General features: G+C 49.3%; 18 protein-coding genes. 7 read left to right on the forward strand and 11 right to left on the reverse strand.

All coding sequences use genetic code 11. The features are described from left to right. Positions 1-4: 4 nt before the first annotated feature. Complete coding sequence (locus AC6B99_RS10635) at positions 5-1,459, reverse strand: RtcB family protein (protein ID WP_496663322.1); 1,455 nt, start codon at positions 1,457-1,459, stop codon at positions 5-7. A 221-nt stretch (positions 1,460-1,680) separates the two neighbouring features. Here AC6B99_RS10635 and AC6B99_RS10640 point away from each other — a divergent pair, with 221 nt between their 5' ends. The 3 genes from AC6B99_RS10640 (at position 1,681) to AC6B99_RS10650 (ending at position 4,321) form a co-directional block, all read left to right on the forward strand. After that, a complete protein-coding gene (locus AC6B99_RS10640; protein WP_494864083.1) occupies positions 1,681-3,000 on the forward strand; it encodes a WCX domain-containing protein in 1,320 nt (439 codons plus the stop codon). Next, the gene (locus AC6B99_RS10645; RefSeq protein ID WP_056039671.1) at positions 2,987-3,796 is read left to right on the forward strand and encodes a WYL domain-containing protein; all 810 of its coding nucleotides are present in this window, start codon (positions 2,987-2,989) and stop codon (positions 3,794-3,796) included. The genes AC6B99_RS10640 and AC6B99_RS10645 overlap by 14 nt, the downstream gene beginning before the upstream one ends. A 144-nt stretch (positions 3,797-3,940) precedes the next feature. Further along, the gene (locus tag AC6B99_RS10650; protein WP_494864084.1) at positions 3,941-4,321 is read left to right on the forward strand and encodes a DUF4190 domain-containing protein; all 381 of its coding nucleotides are present in this window, start codon (positions 3,941-3,943) and stop codon (positions 4,319-4,321) included. A 98-nt stretch (positions 4,322-4,419) separates the two neighbouring features. Here the strand turns inward: AC6B99_RS10650 and AC6B99_RS10655 are convergent, their stop codons facing one another. The 4 genes from AC6B99_RS10655 to AC6B99_RS10670 all read right to left on the reverse strand — a co-directional run bounded on the left by AC6B99_RS10655 (position 4,420) and on the right by AC6B99_RS10670 (position 7,958). Further along, entirely contained in the window at positions 4,420-5,346 is a 927-nt protein-coding gene (locus AC6B99_RS10655; RefSeq protein WP_235533248.1) for an HNH endonuclease, read from the reverse strand. 97 nt (positions 5,347-5,443) lie between these two features. Continuing rightward, the gene (locus tag AC6B99_RS10660; protein ID WP_056039667.1) at positions 5,444-6,400 is read right to left on the reverse strand and encodes a 3'-5' exoribonuclease YhaM family protein; all 957 of its coding nucleotides are present in this window, start codon (positions 6,398-6,400) and stop codon (positions 5,444-5,446) included. Further along, positions 6,400-6,960 carry an HD domain-containing protein gene (locus AC6B99_RS10665; protein ID WP_056039663.1) on the reverse strand — a complete coding sequence of 187 codons (561 nt, stop codon included), beginning with the start codon at positions 6,958-6,960 and terminating at the stop codon, positions 6,400-6,402. The genes AC6B99_RS10660 and AC6B99_RS10665 overlap by 1 nt, the downstream gene beginning before the upstream one ends. Positions 6,961-7,247: 287 nt before the next feature. Continuing rightward, on the reverse strand, positions 7,248-7,958 hold the full coding sequence (locus AC6B99_RS10670; protein ID WP_056039660.1) for an S-layer homology domain-containing protein: 711 nt from the start codon (positions 7,956-7,958) through the stop codon (positions 7,248-7,250). A gap of 567 nt (positions 7,959-8,525) precedes the next feature. Here AC6B99_RS10670 and AC6B99_RS10675 point away from each other — a divergent pair. From AC6B99_RS10675 to AC6B99_RS10685, 3 genes are all read left to right on the forward strand, one after another. Next, entirely contained in the window at positions 8,526-11,402 is a 2,877-nt protein-coding gene (locus AC6B99_RS10675) for a 2-oxoglutarate dehydrogenase E1 component (RefSeq protein ID WP_496663323.1), read from the forward strand. A 5-nt stretch (positions 11,403-11,407) separates the two neighbouring features. Further along, positions 11,408-12,661 carry a 2-oxoglutarate dehydrogenase complex dihydrolipoyllysine-residue succinyltransferase gene (gene odhB / locus AC6B99_RS10680; protein ID WP_496663324.1) on the forward strand — a complete coding sequence of 418 codons (1,254 nt, stop codon included), beginning with the start codon at positions 11,408-11,410 and terminating at the stop codon, positions 12,659-12,661. Between the two features lie 305 nt (positions 12,662-12,966). Then, on the forward strand, positions 12,967-13,440 hold the full coding sequence (locus AC6B99_RS10685) for a C40 family peptidase (protein WP_056039652.1): 474 nt from the start codon (positions 12,967-12,969) through the stop codon (positions 13,438-13,440). A gap of 105 nt (positions 13,441-13,545) precedes the next feature. Here AC6B99_RS10685 and AC6B99_RS10690 read toward each other — a convergent pair whose 3' ends face one another. The 6 genes from AC6B99_RS10690 to AC6B99_RS10715 all read right to left on the reverse strand — a co-directional run bounded on the left by AC6B99_RS10690 (position 13,546) and on the right by AC6B99_RS10715 (position 20,731). After that, positions 13,546-14,454, reverse strand: a complete 909-nt coding sequence (locus tag AC6B99_RS10690; RefSeq protein ID WP_494864088.1) for an ArsR family transcriptional regulator — start codon at positions 14,452-14,454, stop codon at positions 13,546-13,548. Between the two features lie 110 nt (positions 14,455-14,564). Further along, complete coding sequence (arfA, locus tag AC6B99_RS10695) at positions 14,565-16,073, reverse strand: arabinosylfuranosidase ArfA (protein WP_494864089.1); 1,509 nt, start codon at positions 16,071-16,073, stop codon at positions 14,565-14,567. Between the two features lie 219 nt (positions 16,074-16,292). Beyond that, positions 16,293-17,555, reverse strand: coding sequence for an ATP-binding protein (locus AC6B99_RS10700; protein WP_496663325.1), 1,263 nt, complete (start codon positions 17,553-17,555; stop codon positions 16,293-16,295). Positions 17,556-17,761: 206 nt separating this feature from the next. Continuing rightward, positions 17,762-18,673 carry an ornithine carbamoyltransferase gene (locus AC6B99_RS10705; RefSeq protein WP_496663326.1) on the reverse strand — a complete coding sequence of 304 codons (912 nt, stop codon included), beginning with the start codon at positions 18,671-18,673 and terminating at the stop codon, positions 17,762-17,764. A 131-nt stretch (positions 18,674-18,804) separates the two neighbouring features. Beyond that, on the reverse strand, positions 18,805-19,983 hold the full coding sequence (locus AC6B99_RS10710) for an oxalate decarboxylase family bicupin (protein WP_496663327.1): 1,179 nt from the start codon (positions 19,981-19,983) through the stop codon (positions 18,805-18,807). Between the two features lie 151 nt (positions 19,984-20,134). Further along, positions 20,135-20,731, reverse strand: coding sequence for a Uma2 family endonuclease (locus tag AC6B99_RS10715; protein ID WP_056039637.1), 597 nt, complete (start codon positions 20,729-20,731; stop codon positions 20,135-20,137). A gap of 147 nt (positions 20,732-20,878) precedes the next feature. On the opposite strand from AC6B99_RS10715, the gene AC6B99_RS10720 reads away from it, so the two are divergent. Further along, positions 20,879-22,315, forward strand: a complete 1,437-nt coding sequence (locus AC6B99_RS10720; RefSeq protein ID WP_056039635.1) for a SpoVR family protein — start codon at positions 20,879-20,881, stop codon at positions 22,313-22,315. Positions 22,316-22,609 lie beyond the last annotated feature (294 nt).

The raw sequence follows: 22,609 nt of genomic DNA on the forward strand, positions 1-22,609 counted from the left end.
GTCTCTAAGTGCCTTTAATGGCAGCCATCGGCTGGCATTTGGCAACGACAGCCGCAAGCGAAGCGCCGACCACACTATCGATAATTTGATCCACGTCCTTGTAAGCCTGCGGACATTCATCGAGAATATCCTTCAATGAGCGGTGGTTGACCAAAATTTCATCGTCGCTCCCGACACGCAGCGATTGCTCAAATTGATCGACGGTGACGAGTTCCTTCGTCGCCCGTCTCGATCTGGCGCGCCCCGCCCCATGGCAGATGGAATAGAAGTTTTTCACCCCTTCATCCTTGCCGACCATAATATAGGATGCCGTTCCCATCGAGCCTGGAATAAGAGCAGGATGCCCCGTCTCCTTATAAGCAGGCGTATTTAAAAAATGGTTCGGCGGCAGCGCACGCGTCGCACCCTTCCGATGAACGAGCATCGGCTGCTTGCGGTGAAACTCCTTGAGCGCGTAATTATGCATCAGATCATAAAGCACAGGCAGCTCCATCTCCGGGCCAAAAACATCCCGGAACGCTTGCTGGACGCCAAACGCAATCATATGGCGATTGCTGACGGCGAAATTCAGCGCCGAATACATGAGATTCAAATACATTTGTCCCTCGCGGCTTTCAATCGGTGCATACACCAGATTTGGATCAGGGTTGCTAATTCCCCACTGGTACATCGCTTCTTTGATGACCTTGTTATATTCACGGCCAACGGCAGCGCCCCAGGAGCGCGAGCCGGAATGGATCATGACGACGACCTGGCCGTCGAACAAGCCCCATTTTTCCGCCAATTCGCCGTATTCGTCGTTGATGTCCAAATATTGAATTTCAATAAAATGGTTGCCGTTGCCGAGCGATCCTAACTGCCCATGGGCATTACGCATAATACGGGGCGGCAAATGCTCCAGCGCAGCATGGTCGAAGGCGAATGCCGCTTGCTCGACATGCGTCAGCCATTGCTCATTAGGCACATACTGGGCCGGAAGCCCTTTTAGCCCGTGCTGCACAACGCTCATAATATCGATATCCGCGTAATTTGTATTCGTCCGCTCGTGGGTTGGCACGTATTGTTCAATCGCTCTAATTAGTGCGCGGCGCACCTCTTTATCCTGAATATCGCGCTTATGCAGCGGCGTTGTATGCACCCTCATGCCGCAGCCGATATCCGATCCCACAATCGACGGCGAGATAAAGCCATCCTTCATATTCCAGACGGCCGTCGTTCCAATGCACGTTCCTACTCCAATATGCGCATCCGGCGTATAACCCATATATTGATTGCGCGGAATGCGCAAATTGTTGTCAGCCATTTGATATACATTAGGCTCAAGTGATGCAAACACTTCATCATTTGCGTATACATGCAGCTTTCCGTTTGGAAGGCTGAGCTCGCGGTGATTGGTTCCTTTAAGCTGAATCGTCTTCTGCAGTACTTGTTTCGTCATGTCATTCATTGTGTTGATCATTGCTGTTCCTCCTTCATTCTGCCCTGCGTCACTGACGCTCCGTAGCCGCTCTTATGGATCTGATTTTGCCTTAAAAATCCCCCCTCGAACATGGCGAAAGTATTACGACCAGGAAAAATATAACTTTTTTCACGCCTATGGTCTTTTTTGACAACGCTACTAATCCTTCATAGAATAAAACAATAGAAAGCGAGAGTAAGCTGGAAGGCAGGGGACCACCGTTGGCTAAAGAAAGCTTCGATAAAGAGATTCAGTTTCTGCGCATGCTTGTGTTAACAAGCGGAGCCTATAATCGGCAGCAATTCGCAGATCGGCTCGGCATCTCCATTCATACATTTGATAAAACGATTAAAAAGCTCAAGGAAATTGTAAACGCCGTCTACCAGCAGCTTCCTGAGGAACAGGGCAAGGAATTTGCAGAGACCGTTCGTTATAGCTATTTTGATTCCGCCGATCCTATGCTGCTCTTTCTATTCCGCGCCAAGTCGCTGAAGGAAACCGAGAGCAAGCGTATTTCCCTGCTGCTGGAGACGCTGCAAAGCGGCAGTGCCATGACCGCCATGGAGCTGATGGACGCTTGCTGCGGCAATATGCCCGCTGAGCTGGCGCCACCGGATGAGAAAACGGTGCGCAGCGATCTGAAATATTTGGAAGAGGTCGGCGTCATCCGCAAAGAACCGGGGCCTCGTCCGTACCGCTACCGGCTGGCAAACGAGCTGGTGCAGGAGCTGACGGAGGAGGAGCTGCTGGATTTATACGATTTTGCCGACGTCATGGCAAATACGCATGTTCCATCCGTGCAGGGCTACATGCTGCGCGACAGCTTGAAAAAACATTTGCAGCGCACGCAGGAGGACAACGCCACGCTGGACGCTTTTTTATATAAATATCACTTTTACTCCCGCCTGCTGGATGAAGCTCATTTATTCAGCCTGCTGGCCGCCATTCGCCAGCGCCGGAAGGTGAAATTTCTTTATTTTTCACCGAAAAAAGAAACCAGCTATGCCTCTCGCAACACGAACCCTTTGTTCGAGCGCGATACAACGGGCAAGGAAGAGGTCGCCATTCCGATTAAAGTCGTATATGACCACCAGTATGGACGCTGGTATTTGCTCGGCTTTCGTTCAGACAAAGTTATTGTGAAATACAGGATGGAGGGCATGACGCAAATTGAGGAGGGCGAGGCTGTGCCGCAGGAGCAATTTGAGCAGCATTTGGCACAGCTCGAAGCGCGCACGGCGCAAAGCTGGCTCATTGATACGGGAAGAACCGTTACGGTGCGTGCCCGTTTCTTTCACCCTGTAGGGGCACCGCACAACTTCATTAAGGAACGCGTGTTGCTGCAAGGCCAGTGGGGACGCATTATCGAGGAGGCTGGCGCAGATTCCTTCATATATGAAATCGAAGTGAACGGCACGTTCGAAATCAGGCCTTGGCTGCGCAGCTTCGGTTCAAGCTGCGAGGTGCTGGAGCCTCTCCGTTTGCGCAATGAGATGATTGACGAATGGAAGGAGATTGCTGGTTACTATGAATCCGTTTGAGAAAATATTCAACTATCAGCTCATGTCCCGCCTTGAAGACTCCGGCACCTTTATGGTGACGGGGAATGAACGAAGCTGGCTCAAGGCGATGCTGCAGCATCCTGAAGCGGTGCAGGCTTTTGCGCCCGGAACACTCGCGAAGCTTGAAAGCCTGCTTGAGCAGGACAGCGTTATGGAAACAGCCGGTCCGCTCATTCAGAAAGCCGCCAGCAAAGAGCTGCAAGTGTACCACCCGCTGCTGCGCCAGCTTAGACGCTCAATTATGCATCGCAACCAAATCAAGCTGAGCTACATGATCAAAAACGGCAGACAGCACGAACAACAAGCCGGCGTGCCCTATAAGCTGGAATATTCCATGGTGAAAAAAGAATGGTATTTGCTCTGGTATCACCAGCGCCACAGGACATTAATGAGCACGAAGCTGCAAACGATTCTCGCCATTCAAGATATGCCTTGCGAGCCTGAGCGTTATGTACAGCTTTCCGCCTCTATTGAGGCGCTGCTCACTAAGCGCAGCACGAGTGCAGTCATTCAGGTTATGGAAACGTATAATGCGGAGCTGTCGCGAATTTTGTACGCTTTTTCCTGCTTTGAGAAGGTTGTGTCCTACGATGACCAGCTCAACCGTTATACGATTAAGCTGACGTTTCCAAGTAATGAAGCAGAATATGTTTTGTCAAAAATCCGCTTCCTCGGCAAGCGAATTAAAGTGACCGAAGGCGATTATTTGCAGCGCCGCATGCGTGAGGCATCGTCCCTTGCGCTCGCAAGATATGGAGCGTCGCCAGATCAGTAAGCACTCCAAATCGTTCGATTGGTTCAAAAAACGGATTAGATGTCCCTCTCTTTACCAAGTAATGTATAGCCTTCGGGTAAAAAGAGACGTATAATAATGGAAACCCTGATTTCATCATATTTCCAAGCTTAGGAGGAACCATCCTTGAACGACTATAACAATGGGCATAATTATCAAAACCATGCGCCATTCCAGCCACCAGTGCAGAAGACGAACGGTGCTGCAATTGCCGCGCTCGTGTGCGGCATTACATCCTTCATCCCGTTCATCGGTATACTATTAGGCATTGTCGCTGTCGTAATGGGCATCGTTTCGCTTAACCAAATTCCAAAAACGCGAGAGCAAGGACGCGGCATGGCGATAGCCGGCCTCATTTGCGGAGCTATTAGCCTATTCCTCAGCTTGCTGGTGTTTTTACTTTTTATAATTGGCATCATGAGCTACGAGGACAGCATGTATAACTATGGCTGGAACGAAGGCTACTACAATGCCTCGATCCAGCTTGTCAACGCACTGAACTTGTAGAAGCTGTTCCACGTCTAACTTTTTCCTACACAAATAAGCGCCAACATACCGTGCAGCATGGCTGCCCGCTCGTATGTTGGCGCTTTTTGTTAATGGGACTATACTTCCCGCATAAAATCCTCCAGGTTTTTGTCTGCCTTCGACTGGTTGCACATATGGCAAGCGCAAACACAATTGTCCGGCGTCGTATGGCCGCCCTTGGCGCGCGGAAGCATATGGTCGATCGTATCGCCATACTGCTTGCAGAAAAAGCAAGTATAATTATCCCGCGTTAAAATATATTTACGAAAATCTTTATTGCTGAATAGCCTGCGAATCGTCCGGCGATTCACGACAACGGCGGCATGCTCGTTAACGAGTATAACGGCCAGCTCCAGTTCAATTTCCTGATACCACTGCCTGCCCTTGTCGGTTTTGCCTCTCATCCATACCGTGCCTTGCCCGGAAGGACGCAAATAGGCAGGGTCCGTCGGCGAATGATTAGACGGCTTCGGCAAAGGACGCTGCTTCGGCGAGCGGGCAGCCGTCTTCGCCCGCGGTGCCTTCTTCTCCAGCTTGCGAACGACGCCTGGCCTGCTAATTGCGCCGGCTTCCTGCACCACTGCCGCCACTGCTGAATCCGCTCCTGGCGGCTGGGCGCCTGCTCTCGGGGCAGCTGCGCTGGCTTTCGCCGCTTCCCTGCCGCCCGTTTCCTTCGCCGCTTGCTCAGCTGCGGCGGCTACTGCCGCTGCGGCCTTCGCCCGCCTTCTTCTCCCGCCGCGCTTCCGGCGGGACTTCTTCTGGACGCCAGCAGCCGCCGCTTCCAGCCTAGACTCATCCGCGGCGCCTGCTTGTACAACTGGCGCCTCCACAACAGCTGCTGGCGCGGCCTGCGAGCTCGCCCGTTCTTTCCTGCAGGAGCGGCAGGCGCCGCGCCGCGAGTCAGGGCCCGAGCGCCGGCCGGTACGGCGCAAAAAATCGCCAAGCGGCTTGTCTTCGTTACAGTACGCGCACTGCTTAATCGGCGTTTGTATGATTTCTGCCATTGGTATTGAACGGGCCTGGCAAGCATGAGCCTGCGTACCCGTTATTGTCACCTCAAATTTTTATAGATATGTTTGTTCCCTGTTATTCTAAGCAGAGTTACAGCTTCATCCGATAAATAGGCTTATTTTCGAGCCCGCGAATAAAGGGTGTCCACGGTTCCGTGTCCGGCGTCGTGTCCAGCGCATCCTCGACCATTTGCAGCTTGGCATCCATGGCATCAATATGATGCAGCGCGACCGCTTCTGCTGTCTGAGGCTGCACCGGGCTGCCCCATTCACCCAAATTGTGATGGGAGAGCACCAAATGCTGCAGACCGAGCACCTTTTCCGACTCCAGATCAATGTCGCAGCGAATAGCCGCTTCCGTAATCCAGTTGGATGCGAGCGAAATATGCCCCATCAGCTTGCCAGACAGGCTGTATTCGGATACGATCCCTAGCTGGGCAACCATCTCCTCCGGCTTCGCAATATCATGCAGCACAATGCCTGCCTTGATTAAATCGGCATTCAAGAATGGACGCTGCTTGCAAATAAAAGCGCCTATTTCCAGCATCCGTACAATATGATAAGCAAGACCGGCAAAATAAGCGTGATGATGCGTTTTCGCAGCCGGATAATGCATCAGTCTGTCCTCGACCTTATCAACGCAATACGTGACGATGGTTCTAATTTCCTGATCAGCAATGCTCTCCGTTACCTGTTTAATCGTATGCACGAGATCGACTGGACGAACCGGCGCCGAGCGGATGAAATCCGTCAGCGCTACCCCGTCCTCTTCCGTAACCTTGCGCATGCGCGAAATTTTTATTTGCAGCTTCTCCCGGTATGTATGAGCGTTGCCTTGGATTTTTACCAATCCCATTGGGAAAAAGGTTTCCTTATCCGCACTCGATACGTCCCAATATTTAGCGGAAAGCTGGCCGCTGGCATCGCATAATACGATGTCAAAATAATCTTTCGGCGTTGCCCCGTTGGTCTGCTTCACTTCCAGCTCTCTAAGCAAATAAAATCCGGTAAAATCGTCTCCGCTCACCAGTTGGTTAATCAATGTCATTATGCCCTGTCCCCGCTTTCCCTTTGACCAAACATCGCCTCAATTTTTTGATTTAAAACGTCCAGCAGCGGAAAGCTGCCTTCATGGCCGAGGCTGTCCGCCACCGCCTTGTAATACCATTCCTGCTGCTCCCTGCCGCGGTTGAAGCGTTCCCATACCTTCTCGCCCTCCCGCTCATAAGCAGCAAGCGTCGAGCCCATATTATGCAGCTTATCCGCGCAGGCTACCGTCTTGATGTCTAGCGGCGCCTTTTTCAAATAATCCAGTTTATATTGCTTGCGCTCTTCCCAAGACAAGGATTTGTCGGGCTCCGTACAGCCGACGACAATTCGCGTCACTTCCGGGCCAAAAAGCTCCAGCAGCGCTTCCTCCGTCGCCTCCGTATCTTCGAGCGTATCATGCAAAATGCCCGCAGCCACCCACTCCGCTTGGCAACCCGCCTCCATTAATATCATACCCACACCGAACGGATGTGAAATATAAGGAATATTTGACCCTTTGCGAAGCTGATTCCCATGCAGCACCGCTGCATAATCAATTGCTTTTTGAATCAGGCTCATGAATGTACACCTCCAGGTTCAAGATCGTCCTGCTTTTATCTATAGATGCATCGTGATTTCACGCAAGCTGCTTTTGATTTTTTATGTTTGAAAAGCCGGAGTTATTCAGATAAATTCCCTACAACTTTAGTCTAGCATCTTCCTGTATATGCAAACAAGCACGCGTTTAGGCCTGAACCAAAAAATCCGTCAATAAAACAGCGTTTTCATGGCATAAACGAAAAAAAACCTCCGAACCCGCTACTTACAGTAGGGTTGGAGGTTTCTATGCTGCATTTAAACGTTTATTACTGTGCTGGCTTTACCCCTTGCTCTTCTAGAGATTGGTCACCAGTCTCTCCTTCAAGCTGCTCGTTATGTTCCTTAATAAATTGATGCGCATTGTACAGCATCGCTGTGGATTCAGCACGGTTTAAAATTTGCTGTGGATGGAATTCGCCTTTATCATCCAATGCAGTAAGCTTGTATAGCAAAGCGCGCTGAATGGTGCCTTGATATTCAGTCGTAATGTCGCTCTCGTCCGAAATGACGACATACATTTTGATCAGCGGGTATTGTCCGGTCTTTTCCAGCGCCTGCACGAGGTAATGCGTGAACTGCTCGCGTGTCATTGGGGCATTCGGGTCAATATCAGCTGGAATGTCGAGTTCGTTGTAGTGCGCGATGATGAAGCTGTCCGCGTACCAGGCATTATTTTTCACATTGCTAAAAATGCCTTCTGCTTCTGGAGCTTTATTAAATGAAATGGCGGCAAGGCTAATTTGCGTCGTCTTTACAATAAGCGAAATACCTTGTGCATTTGTTAAGTTTTCTTCCGGCTGGAACAGCGATTGCGATACGCCATTTACAATTCCGAGCCCTTGAAGCGTCTCAATTTGCGCCTTTTGCGGGGAGGTTGCGATATCCGTAAATGAACTTGCTGCGAAAGCCTGACCTGTCAGCGCTACCGATAGAGCCACGGCAGCAGAAATAGATGCTGTTGCGATACGTTTCTTCATTAGAATCAATCTCCTTTAGTTGTTGAACGCGTTCTATTCCTATAAACGATGCCTGTTTCAAAAAGGTTGCAGCCTCTTCCTTTCGCTTTGAGCCATTATCCCCTTAGCTCAGAAACAGCTCGCCGCTTGCAGCACAAGCAGCGCAAACCATCCAAACCGCCTAAACGCCATCTTCATCTGAAATAAAGCGCTGATGAGATAGTGATACGTTAATAAAAACCCACATCGTCCCACCCTTTTCTGAGCTAAGGGGATAACCGGCAAAAGAGAAATTTACCGCTGCCCCTAAGAATGGACAATTGAAACTTTAGGCAGGCTGCTTCGTATAAATTGAAAGGGCATACATTTTTTGCTCAAAGCCCTTAACAATCGGTTTTGAATAACCGATAAATGGGAGAGACTGAGAAGATGGACTAGCGGCTCACCGATTGATCTATTTTCAAGATAGTTATGATACATAATCGTTATTTAAGTTTCCATGTCGTTCTGTACTATAATGAAGTCATATGCTAGTTCTGATTCCGTCCATAAACTTACAAAATTCAAAGACGGAGGTATCTGTCGAAAATGTCGATTGGCAATGAAACTAACCCAAACCCGTGGGAAGGCTATTATGGCCCCAACTATGGGTACATCCAAGAACAATATGAGCTATTTAAACAAAACCCTGAAACCGTAACATCTGAATACCGCGATTTATTTGCCCGCTTTGGCGAGCCGCCTGCTTATGCAGCAGGTCAAACTGCCGCTGCACCACAAACGGTGGGCGCTGCTTCAATCGATGCGAAAACGCTTCAAAATTTGGTCGCTGCCGGCAAGCTTGTATGGAACATCCGCGCTTTCGGTCATTTGGCGGCTGATATTGATCCGCTCGATATCGGACCTAAATCAAATACGAAGATGCTAAGCCCGGAAACGTATGGCATCACTCAGACGGATCTGCTGGCTCTGCCTGCTGAGCTCGTATGGACGAATGCCCCTTCCGATGTTGCTAATGCATGGGAAGCCATCCAGAAGCTGCTTAAAGCTTACACAGGTACGCTTGCTTTCGAATTCAGCCATGTGCATGATGAAGCGGAGCGTGCTTGGCTCAAGAAGCGCGTTGAGCGCGAGCTGCCTTCTGCTGCACTCAACAAGGAAGAACGCAAGAAGCTGCTCGTCAAGCTATTTGAAGCAGAGCAATTTGAAGATTTTCTGCAGCGCACCTTCGTCGGTCAAAAACGGTTTTCCGTTGAAGGCAACGACGTGCTTGTAGCCATAGTCGATGAATTGGTTCACGAGCTGTCAAATGACGGTGTGAGCCAAATTGCGATGGGCATGGCACACCGTGGGCGCCTTAATATTTTGGCGCATGTACTGGGCAAGCCTTATACCAAAATCTTCTCCGAGTTCTACAATTCGCCGAACAAGAAGCTTATTCCGTCCGAAGGCTCGATCGGCATCAACTACGGCTGGACTGGCGATGTGAAGTACCACTTGGGCGCCAATCGTTCGTTCAAGACTGGCGAAACGGTTGAAACTCGCATTACGCTTGCGAACAACCCGAGCCATCTTGAATTCGTCAACCCGGTTGTCGGCGGCTTTGCTCGTGCAGCACAGGATGATCGCAGCAAGCCTGGTTATCCGGTAACAAACCTGGACACAGCTGCTTCTATTGTTATGCATGGTGATGCAGCATTCCCTGGCGAAGGCATCGTAGCGGAAACCTTGAATATCGCTCAGCTGAGAGGCTATACCAGCGGCGGTACGCTTCATGTGATCGTCAACAACCGCATTGGATTTACTACAGAAAGCCATGATTCCCGTTCGACGCAATACGCAAGCGATGTGGCTAAAGGCTATGAAATTCCAATCGTGCACGTTAATGCTGATGATCCTGAAGCTTGTATTTTTGCAGCGCGGATGGCCAGCGAATACCGGACTCTTTTCAAGAAGGATTTCCTAGTTGACCTGATTGGCTACCGTAAATATGGACACAATGAGACGGATGATCCGGAAACGACTCAACCTCTTATCTATAAGAAAGTACGGGCTCACGCAACGGTAAGCAAAATCTACTCTGATAGACTGATTGCAGCTGGCGCTATTACAGAAGCTGAAGTAGCGGAGCTTAAGCAAGGCGTCGTAGACCGCCTGAAATCTGCTTATGACGAAGTGAAGGCACGTGATGGCCAAGAGCCTGTTCATCAGACACAAGGACTGCAAGGAGAAAAGGATAACACGACTTCCGTTTCCCCTGTATCCATTGAAACCTTGCAATCGATTAATACCGAGCTGCTTCGTTTCCCTGAAAGCTTCACTGTATATCCGAAGCTGCAGAAGATTTTGGAGCGCCGCACAAATGCATTGAACGAAGGCGAGAAGCTTGATTGGGGCCATGCGGAGACGCTTGCCTTTGCTACGATTCTCGCTGACGGCAAGCCGATCAGACTTAGCGGCCAAGATGTCGAGCGCGCAACATTTGCTCATCGCAATCTCGTGCTGCATGATGCTGAAACAGGCGAAACGTTCTGCCCGCTGCACCAAATGCCGCAGGCGAAAGCATCGTTCGCAATCCATAACAGCCCGCTTTCCGAAGCTGCTGTTCTAGGCTTTGAATATGGCTATAACGTACACGCGCCGGAAACGATGGTTATTTGGGAAGCGCAATATGGCGATTTCACCAACGTCGCGCAAGTGCTTATTGACCAGTTCATTTCCGCAGGCCGTTCGAAATGGTCGCAAAAATCCAGCATCGTTATGCTGCTGCCGCATGGCTATGAAGGTCAAGGACCTGAGCATTCCAGTGCGCGTCTGGAGCGTTTCCTGCAGCTGTCAGGCGAAGAAAACTGGACGGTTGCCAACTTGACGAGCGCTGCGCAGTATTATCATATTTTGCGCCGCCAAGCTTCCATTACGGAAAGCGAAGCTGCACGTCCGTTGATTATTATGGCTCCTAAGAGCTTGATTCGTAACCCGCGCGTCGCTTCCAGCGCTTCCGAGCTTAGCAATGGCTCGTTCAAGCTGGTCGTTGAGCAGCCGAGCCTAGGCAGCAAGCCGGAGCGCGTAGAGCGCCTGATTTTGTGCACAGGCAAGATTGCAATCGATCTGGAAGATGCAATCGAGAAGGAGCAAGGGAAAGACCTGGATTGGCTGCACATTATTCGTGTCGAGCAGCTGTATCCTTTCCCTGAGAAGGAAATTGCTGAAATTATCGCCCGCTTCCCTCAACTGAAGGAAATTGTGTGGGTTCAAGAAGAGCCGAAAAATATGGGCTCGTGGCATTATGCCGATCCGCGCATCCGTGCGATTGCGCCAGAAGGTACAAGCGTAAGCTACATTGGACGCCCAGAGCGTTCCAGCACAGCGAGCGGCTTCCAGCAAGTACACGCTTTTGAGCAGCAGCATATTATTTTGCAAACATTGAAACATAGTCCGTCATTGACATACAACTCAGGGAGGTAGCCACTGTGCAACAAATTATAGTACCCGCAATGGGAGAATCGATTACGGAAGGCACGATTTCCAAGTGGATTGTTAAGGTAGGAGATTCGGTTAAGCAAGGCGATGTGCTGCTGGAGCTTGAGACAGATAAAGTCAACATCGAGATCAGCGCCGAGCAGGATGGCACGATTCAAGAGATTACACGCAGCGAAGGCGATACCGTTCAAATCGGCGAAGCTATTGGCTCCATTGCAGCAGGCGGAGCGGCTCCGTCCGCCCCTGCTGCTGAGCCAGCGAAAGCAGCTCCTGCTGTTGAAGCACCTGCTCCAGCGCAAGCGGCACCTATTGCGCCTCCTGCAGCAGAAGCAGACAGCAAAGGCGGTCAAGTTGCCGCTTCCCCTGCTGCAAGAAAGCTTGCAAGAGAAAAAGGAATCGACCTGACGCAGGTTCAATCCCGCGATCCGCTTAGCCGCGTTAGCTCCGATGATGTTCGCTCGCACGGCACACAGCCGGCAGCGCCGCAAGCACCGGCTGCTCCTGCTGCTAAAGCGCCAGCTGCACCTAAATTCCAATCGGCTAAGCCTTACGAGCGCAAAAAAATGTCGCGTCGCCGGGCAACGATTGCGAATCGCCTGGTTGAAGCTCAAAGAACAGCAGCTATGCTGACAACGTTCAATGAAGTGGATATGACCGCAATTATGGACATCCGTAAACGCCGGAAACAATCGTTCTTGGACAAGCATGAGGTTGGTCTTGGTTTTATGTCCTTCTTCACGAAAGCTGTCGTTGGCGCACTGAAAGAATTCCCGCTGCTAAACGCTGAAATTGAAGGCGAAGATATTATTGTGAAGCAGTTCTACGATATCGGTATTGCCGTATCAGCTAAGGAAGGTCTTGTTGTTCCGGTTGTCCGTGATGCAGACCGCCTGAGCTTCGCTGAGATCGAACGCTCGATCGTTGACCTTGCTGGCAAAGCCCGTACGAACTCGCTCGGATTGTCTGATCTGCAAGGCGGCACATTCACAATTACGAATGGTGGCACGTTCGGCTCGCTGCTGTCCACGCCAATCATTAATGCACCGCAAGTTGGTATTCTGGGCATGCACAAAATTCAGCTTCGTCCAGTTGCGATCGACGCTGAGCGCTCTGAGAACCGTCCAATGATGTACATCGCCCTTTCCTACGATCACCGCATCGTAGACGGCGCTGAAGCGGTACGCTTCCTCGTTAAAGTGAAAGCCATGCTTGAAGATCCAGAAACGCTTCTGCTTGAAGGTTAATAAGCAGAACTGGTGAACGAATAAAGGAAAACACGCATAACCCCCATGACCTTAAAGGTCATGGGGGTTATTTTTTACTTACAAAAAATAACTAATGAATGATTACGCATTCATTTCCCTTCTCATTTTAGCCTGGAATTGAATGAGAAGTTTCTCATCTATTTTTAACAATTGGTATCAAAACACCATTAAATCTAGTTTTAAGGTCTCAGAGGAAATTACTCTCAATTTTAATTGTGGTATTGTATAGCTATAAACATATAAATAGACAAGCTATCAACCCAGAGAAGAGAGGCATTCACATCATGAAAAAACTTCGTTTTGGCAAAATGGCTGCATCCCTTGCACTTGCCGCATCACTTACTTTATCTGCTGTTCCTTTTACACAAGCACCGGCAGCTTATGCGGCATCCGCTTCCACCCAATCCAAAATCGTGTCAGTGGCAAAAGGCTTTATGGGAACTCCTTATCAATTCAGCGCTCCCACTAGTTCGACTCGCGTTTTTGACTGCTCTTCCTTCACCAAATATGTTTTTGCTAAGGTTGGCGTTTCTTTGCCTAGAAGCTCGAAGGATCAATCGAAAGTCGGTTCGTTCGTATCTCGAAGCAATTTGAAGGTTGGCGATCTCGTTTTCTTCTATTCCCCTATTCATCACGTCGGCATTTATATCGGCAATAATCAGATCATTCATACATACGGCGCTCCTGGAGTGACCGTTACGAGTTTAAGCTCCAGCTGGTGGAGCAAAAATTACGCAACTGCACGTCGCGTGCTTTAGCACAAGTTTGTTCTAACTCACACAAACGCCTCTAATAATAAAAGCCGTATCGCAATCGTCAGCGTTTCCCCCAACCTGACTGCGATACGGCTTTTATTCATTTGCTTATTCCTCGTAATAAACCCGAAACATCATATCCTGATTGTAATTGCCAAAGCCTTTGCCATACAGGGTAAGGCCGCCTACATGCGCAGCATCCTTATCTACCGCGATACGCAGCGTCCAGTGATTGCGATCCAGTGTAATCTGCTGCACGCTAGTGTCGCTTACCTGCTGCCCATCTACAAAGGTGCCATCCTCCTGCACGCGAATGACTTTGAGCAAGCCATATTGATTCAGGTTGCTATGCCACCAGGAAGGAGAAAACTTGCCGCGGGTACCCCCGTAATCACCAGGGCTTGTCCACTTGCCAATGGTCGTTCCATTCAGGCTGAAGCTGATATCAGACAGCCAGTTCGGATTATAGCCTGGAGCCTCGGAGCCCAGCTCCAGCACAAGCTCGAATGCGCTCGGGCGCTGCCCCGGCAGCAAATAATTAGGGATTTTATATTCGACGTATCCTCGGCCAAACCATAAAATGCCCGCATTCATCCGCTCCGGCTCTAGAAAAAAGCGCGGGTCATCGAATTGGCCAATGGCCTTCTCCACCGTCGCGATGCCGCAGGTCGGATGCACTTCATATTCGGTGTAATGTCCAATCGGCACCGTGCTCTCATGCATTTTTTTCACTTCGCGTGTGTGATGGGGCAGCTCGATTTCAATATGCTGCTCGGCGAGCGTACATATTTTATGTGTGCCTCCCTGCTTGCGCACCATCTTCGTCTCAATGAGATGCGCCTTCTCCAGCTTGCGGATATGCATTGTTACAATCGCGCTGCTGAGCCCCAGCGCCTCTGCAAGCTCTTTGACATTCATCGGGCTTACTGCCAGCAAATCTATAATATGAAGCCGCACATGGCTCGACAGCGCCTCATAGAGCGGCAGCCAAGCTATATCTGTATTGGCTTTAATCATTGTGTTCCCCCTCCTTCCTCTTATCATCGCATAAAATGAAACGAGAGGGAACAACCGCCTGATTAGCCCGTCTCACCCGAGCTAAGCTTGCGATTGTTCCCCATTAGCCTTTACAGTTTAATTCGAATGACATTCCATGACGCTTTGTTCAGTACAGCTTGGATTTGGCCTTTATCCGTTAATGTCGCGCTGCCATTCGTGTGCGGCGTTACGCGGTTAGGCGCATCTGCTGTATTGGAAGCGGACAAATCCTCATTTTCCAAAACAATATGCTCCAAAATGCGTCCTTGACCGAAGCTGCGCAGGTCGATATCGAACGAAATGCTTTCTTCCAGATGACGATTCACCGCAAAAACGGTAACCTCTTGCTTCTCTTCATTATGCACCGCTACAGCTTCAATATAAGGCACATCTGTAAAATCTTTAGTGTCATGCTTAGGCGAGCTCATGAGCGGCACTAGCACCTCGCCTCTGCCAAACAGGCTTGCGTGCATATACGGATAATAAATCGTCTGCTTCCATGCGTCTCCGCCGTTCGTCGTCATAATAGGAGCGATGACATTGACGAGCTGCGCGATACAAGCCATCTTCACTCGATCGGCACGCTTGAGCAGGCTGATCAGCATACAGCCAACGACCAGCGCATCCTCCTGCGTATAAATATCTTCCAGCTGTGGAGGGGCAATTTGCCAAGGATCAAGCTTTTTGTCCGATTCATTGGAATGGAACCACACGTTCCACTCATCGAAGGAAAGGTTGATCTTTTTCTTGCTGCGTTTCTTCGCCTGTACGAAGTCAGCTGTCGAAATGACCGTATTAATGAAGGAGTCCATTCCCACGGATTGCGCAAGGAAATTCGCCGTATCCTTCTCGCGGTTGCCGTAATACTGATGCAGTGAAATATAATCCACGTCATTATAAGCTAAATCAAGCACCGTCGCTTCCCAATCCGGGAAGGTCGGCATGCCGATCGCTGAGCTGCCGCAAGCGACAAGCTCGATCGTTGGATCAACCCAGCGCATAACCTTTGCAGTCTCGCTGGCGATACGTCCATACTCGACGGCGGTTTTAGCGCCGATCTGCCAAGGGCCGTCCATTTCATTGCCGAGGCACCAGGTTTTGACGTTGTGCGGCTCCTTGTAGCCGTGCTGCACGCGCAAATCGCTCCAATACGTGCCTGACGGGTGATTGGAATATTCGAGCAGGTTGCGCGCCTCATCAGGGCCTCTCGTCCCCAAATTGACCGCCATCATCGCGTCCGTATTCGCTTTGCGGCACCAGTCCATAAATTCATTAAAGCCGATCCAGTTCGGCTCAATGGTGCGCCAAGCAAGCTCCAAACGCCGCGGACGCTGATCAAGCGGGCCTACGCCATCCTCCCAGTTGTAGCCTGAGACGAAGTTGCCGCCGGGATAACGCACAATCGGCACATCCAGCCCTTTTACAAGCTCCAGCACATCGGAGCGAAAGCCCTGTTCATCCGCCTGCGGATGGTCCTTTTCATAAATACCGCCATATACTGCCCGGCCCAAATGCTCGATAAACGAGCCATAAATTCTTTTATCGACTTCACCTACTACAAAATCCTTATCAACGATCAGCTTTGCTTGTTTGGACATGTTCAGCTCACCTCATAAGATTAATGTTTTTGTTAACCGACTAATAAAATTACAATGTATAATTTCATTAAACACTATGCAGCAGCAGAACGCAAGCACGAATTCATAACGCTTCCAACCTTTTTGTCCCTATGAAAAAACGGTTGAAAGAGCTGCCTTCGCAGCCTCCTTCAACCGTCTTTATCCGTTATTCGCTTCCTGCCAAACTTGCTTGCTTCATCATTCAGGAGCAGCAGCCCGCTCGAGCTGAAGCTCGCATATCGTGCCTTGATTCATTTTACTGTGGAAAAAAATTTTGCCGTTCATTTCCTTGACCATATTCATGACAACCATTAGCCCGAGCCCGGTGCCGCGCTCCTTCGTCGTATAATAGGGCAAGCCTAACCGCTTAACCTGGGAGCGATTCATCCCGCAGCCCGTATCGCGGACGAGAATTTGAATTTTATTGCGCACCAGCTCGGTCTGCACCGTCAGCTTGCCTCCTTCAGGCATAGCCTCAATGCCATTTTTCATGATGTTGAGCATACACTGCTGAAATTTCTTGACCTCGCCGCAAATAATGAGCGGCTCCTTCGATAAATGATACACCTCAACGGATATGTTCGACAGCGCCGAATAAGGCTTCAGCCAAGGAATGACTCCGTCGATTTCATCCTTCACATTCAGCAGCCGCTGCTCTTCTTCACTAGGCTTCGAAAAATTCAAATAGTCGGTAATAATGGCATTGGCATGATCGATCCCTTCAAAAGCATAGGTGCGGTAGCGCTCGAACGTCTCGCGGTCGAGCGGCTCCTTGCTCATTAGTTGCAGAAAACCTCGCGTCGTAGTAAGCGGGTTGCGGATTTCATGCGAAATAGAGGCAGCGAGCTGGCCAACGATTTGATTTTTTTCGGAGATGATGAGCATTTGCTCGTACCATTCCCGATTTTTCACATTAAAATAAATAAAGCTGATCAGCAAAGATGAAAAAGCCGCCCCAACAGCAATTATACCGAGCTGCAGCACATTTAAAGCATGTCCAAGCGCCAGAGAAACGCCAATATAAGCCAGCATGTATAACAAGACTAGGAATAGATTAACAACGCTTAGCTTCTGTTGGGTATTTGGCTTTATTTTAAAGTGGAACAGCAATCCTGTCAGCAGCAGCACAGTGATAGCTATTCCTGTTGGCAGCCAGTGGTTGCCATAGAGCAAAGTACCGCCAAAGAATAACACCATTCCCGTAACTACGCCTGGGAGCAATCCTTCATAAAGCACAGCGAGCGCCAGAGAGACGGAGGTCAGATGCAGCGCATAGACAAGGGAGTCAATTTCCTCCAAGCTCAGGAATACCGTTGTAAATACGACGAGCAGTCCCAAAAAAAGCAGCCTCCGCTTCAATGTAGAGGCCAGCGATCTAGGGGTAAAAACAATAAACATGAGTGCAGCCGCCATAATATACAACAGCCCGTGAATGATCGATTCTAACGTAAGATGAAGCACAATTTTATCCTCATACTCTCTCTCATATAATAATTTCTTACAAAAATTGTATTTAAGAAATTTGATAAGATCACAATTTTATATTACTATACATAACCTTTCATTGCCAATGGCAGCTTGTTTCAATTATAAAAAAATCCGGCTCGCCAGCAGGATATGCCCTTCAACTTTATTTGAAGGCATGTCCCGCTGGCGAAGCCGGAAACTTATGGAAGGAGATGAAGCAGCAGCGCTTTTTGAGCATGCATCCGATTTTCCGCCTGCTGGTAAATGACCGAATGCTCCGATTCTACCAGCTCCTCTGATATTTCAAAGCCCGGATGAATCGGCATATCATGCATAATGTAAGGCGTGCAGCCCGCAAGAGTGCTGCTGCTTAATTGATACGGAAGCATCACCTTAATGCGGCGCTGCTTCTCCTCCTGATAAAACTCCTCTTGATAAAACTCCATATCAATCCATGTATCCGTGTATACAAATTGAGATTGTGCGGCAGCATCCTGCAAGCTGTCGAGCTGTTCCACCCAGCCGCTTTGCAGCGCGTTATCCATCAGCAACTGATCCCACGATGGTTCATTAATGATCGGAGTAACAAGCAGCAGCTTAATGCCGAGCAGCATGCAGCCTTCCACAAGCGAATTGGCCACATTGTTGTGAATCCCCACATAGGTGAGCGTTACACCAGAAAACGTACCCGCCACCTCATAGATCGTCATCAGATCAGCCAGAGCCTGGCATGGATGATATTTGTCACAGCAGCCATTGATGACCGGGACGGTTGCATAACGTGCCAGCTCCAGCAAATCGACATGATTTTTGAGCCGCGCCATAATGATATCGCTGTTTCTTGAGACGTAGCGCGACTCGTACTGAATGGCCGACAGGCTGAAGTTGCTGCTGTTCCAGTCCATCGGAACGACATAGCCGCCAAGCTGGTTCATGCCGGATTGAAACGAAAGATTCGTCCTTGTCGAGCTTTTTTGAAAAAGCATCAGCAGCCCCTTATTGTCGGCCGCCTTGCTGTAGACTTGCGGATTGCGCTTTATTTCAACCGCCTGTTCAATGATACTCTGAAGCTGCTCCTTCGTTATGTGCTCAAAAGATAAAAAATGCTGCAAACACAACACCCCCTAAATGGATAAATATCCACTTGTTTGAATTATTATTCATAATAGCGAGTTTGCCTGCTTTTGTCCAGCCTCTTCCATAAGCCAAGCTCAGCCGGACATAGTCCAGCCCTAGTCCGGCTTTAAAAACCCGGATATTTGACCACCGGCCATTTCTCTTTGCGCAGCTTGGATACAAACGCGTCCCCTACGTTGAGATTGCTTTTTACAAGCTCGGTTGGAGTGAGCGCCATCCATTGATTAAGGGAAACGTCGGCGAAGCGGTCGCTTTTGAACATTTCCAGAAACCATAAAGTTGTGTTTCCGGTATTTTGCACATAATGACCGCAGGCAAACGGCACATATCCCACATCGCCAGCCCGCACATCATACGTTCGTGCATTTCCATTGCCGGTAAATACAGTCATTCGGCCTTGGCCCGATAAATAATATTGCCACTCGTCGTTATTCGGATGCCAATGGAGCTCGCGCATAGCGCCAGGCTTAATTTCTACAAGTGCTGCTGCAATCGCTTTGGATGCTGGAAAGTTGGAAGAATCGACGATTCTTACACTGCCTCCTGGCGTAAGGATAGGCGTCTGCTTCAACAACTCAAACTTAAAGGACTGCGGGATTGTTCCGTATGGAGATTCTACCTTCTGGCTCTCTATGGAACCGGGAACCGCGCCTTTATAAATATAAACCTGATCATCGGGAATATGGTCAAACTCACTAACAGGTACGCCAAAATTGGCCGACAGCACTTCCTTCGGCGTATGGGCAAACCAATCGGAAATCGACAAGGTGTTTAAATCCGAGAAATTCCCATCGTCAAACACGAGCAGAAACTCGCAGCCCCCTTCCAGTCCTTGAATGGAATGAGGAATGCCCGGTGGAAAATACCACAAGTCGCCCGGCCCGATATCAGCTATGAAATTTTTTCCGTTCTGGTCCACCGCTGTAATCCTCGCATTTCCAAGCAGCATGTAGGACCATTCTGCCTGTTGATGCCAATGCATTTCTCTGACCCCGCCCGCTATTAGCGACATATTGACACCTGCCAGCGTTGTCGCAATCGGCAGCTCTCGAGCCGTTACCTCACGGGACCAGCCCCCTTGATTCAACTGCATATGGACATCCGAAAATGAAAATTTCATATTGGGAACGAGACCTGCATCCGTTACAGGCGGAACTAGCATATCCGGATTTTCCAAATCCCGCATCACATCGCGCGGCCCTAAATCCGGACCTCCAGCACCGTCACTCCGAATCGGCTGAGGGATGTGCGGGTATTTGGGTCTCGTATTTTCAGATTCGCTCATTAATGACCATCCTCCTGTACATAGGTAGACTGCACCAGCAGTCACTATCTGCCAATATATGCTTGGAGACTGAAATTATGAGTTTTTCAATAAAATCGCTGTAGGCAAAAAAAAACCGGCTAGCGCAGCTCCAACCGGTTTTAACTATAAATTACTCCATATGAAACAGCTTGTTCATCGGCACTTGTAAATCTTTAAAGACACTGGACTGAACCACTTCCTGCTCCGTAAACAAATGACGCACCTGATAGCTGCCGTCCTGCAGCGCATAAACATGAACCGTCCGGTTTCCCGGGTCGACAATCCAATATTCCTGCACCCCAAATTTTTGATAGAGATTGAACTTTTCATTAAAGTCCTTCAATGCGGTTGATGGTGACAGCACCTCAATGATTAATGCGGGAGCACCATTACAACCCCTCTTTGAAATTTGGTCCTTGGAACAAACGACTGAAAGGTCCGGCTGCACGATATGATCAGGTGATTGAAAATCCCCGCTTTCACTGAAAAACACATCAAAGGGTGCCATAAATACATAGCAGTTCCGATTTTGAAAAAACGTACGAAGGGCAAAATAAAGCTCCCCGACAATATATTGATGCAGCGAGGTCGGAGCCGGAGACATATTAAAGACTTTCCCATCAATAAGTTCCCATGATCCATCCCAAGTTAGCCAATCCTCGTAGGTATGCGTTTTTTTCTCATCCGGATGTGACAAGATACTCGCCCCCTCAACTAAAACGTTCATTATATCTTTCCTATATTAGTATTGTAGCATGTTCCCGGCTCTAACCAAAATCCATCTTTACAAGCATCTCCCCCTTCCCGTCATAAACTTGGCCCACTGCACATACCTATGGTATGAACGGTATTATCAAGTACGGGGGGATGGCTGATGAACCAGGATGAGATCCGCGCATTGGAGCGGTCCATCGATGAAATTACGGAAATCGCTCAAGGCTTTGGCCTCGATTTCTACCCGATGAGGTATGAGATTTGCCCAGCCGACATTATTTATACGTTTGGCGCTTACGGCATGCCGACGCGCTACAGCCACTGGAGCTTTGGGAAAACCTTCAACAAAATGAAGATGCAATATGATTTTGGCCTTAGCAAAATTTATGAGCTCGTCATTAACTCCAACCCCTGCTACGCCTTCCTGCTGCAGGGCAATTCACTTATTCAGAACAAGCTGATCGTCGCGCACGTACTCGCCCATTGTGATTTTTTCAAAAATAACGCTCGTTTCAGCACTTCCAACCGCAATATGGTCGAGAGCATGTCCGCTACAGCTGAACGCATTCAGCAATATGAAATGGATTATGGCCTGGAAGCCGTCGAAAAATTTATCGATGCCGTGCTTGCCATTCAGGAGCATGTGGACTCCGCGATTATTAAGCCATACCAGCTCGATAAAACCCGTTATATTGAAATGCTGACGACGGAGCAGAACCGTTCGGTCATCACGGCTATCCCTTCCGAATACGAGGATCTATGGGGGCTTGACCCGGATGATGCCAATCGTCAGGATCAAACGCCGCCGCCAAAACATTTTCCGCCAGCACCGGAAAAGGACTTGATCTGGTTTATTGAGGAGTACTCGCCTCAGCTTACGGACTGGCAGCGCGATATTATGTCGATGATGCGCGATGAGATGCTTTATTTTTGGCCGCAGCTGGAAACGAAAATTATGAACGAAGGCTGGGCGTCGTACTGGCATCAGCGCATTATTCGCGAGCTTGACCTGACAAGCGAGGAAACGATTGAATTTGCCAAGCTGAACTCCTCCGTCGTCGTGCCTTCCCGGCATACGCTGAATCCGTATTATTTGGGGCTGAAAATTTTCGAGGATATTGAGAAGCGCTGGGATAAGCCAACGATAGAAGAGCAGCGGCGCTTCGGGCGCGTACCGGGCAAAGGCCGGGAAAAAATGTTCGAGGTGCGCGAGCTCGATTCGGATATTTCGTTTCTCCGCAACTATTTGACCAAGGATTTGGTCAAGGATTTGGACCTGTATGTTTTCGAGAAGAAGGGGCCGGAGTGGAAAATAACCGATAAATCGTGGGAAAATATCCGCGACCAGCTTGTTTACTCTAAAGTAAACGGCGGCTTCCCCAGCCTCTTCGTCACAGATGGCGATTTTAACCGTGTAGGCGAGCTCTACCTGCTTCACAAGTACGAGGGCATGGAGCTCGATCTGAAATATGTTGAGCGCACGCTGCCGCATGTCGTCCATCTCTGGGGCAAATCGGTCCATCTCGAAACCGTCGTCGAGGACAAAAAGATCGTATTCAGCTGCGACGGCAAAAAAACGAGCCGCAAGTTTGTGTAACTTAATGGCGCTTAATGGCGTTTAATGGCGTTTGGGAGCAAAAAGGCGAGAAGCTGCTTTGGGGCAGCTTCCCGCCTTTTTTTATAAATTGAAAGCTCAGTCCGACCGCGCGTCGGCTCTCCCCTATTTCCTCTGCCCCTATCTATACCTATCCCCATAACCAGAACTTTCTCTTTCTCTTTCTCTTTCTCTTTCTCTTTCTCTTTCTCTTTCTCTTTCTCTTACCTATTCGTTTTGCTTTTGCAGGTTATCCCCTTAGCTCAGAACGAGCGTCGCTCCTTACATCGGAGATAA

This window comes from Paenibacillus liaoningensis (assembly GCF_059609455.1).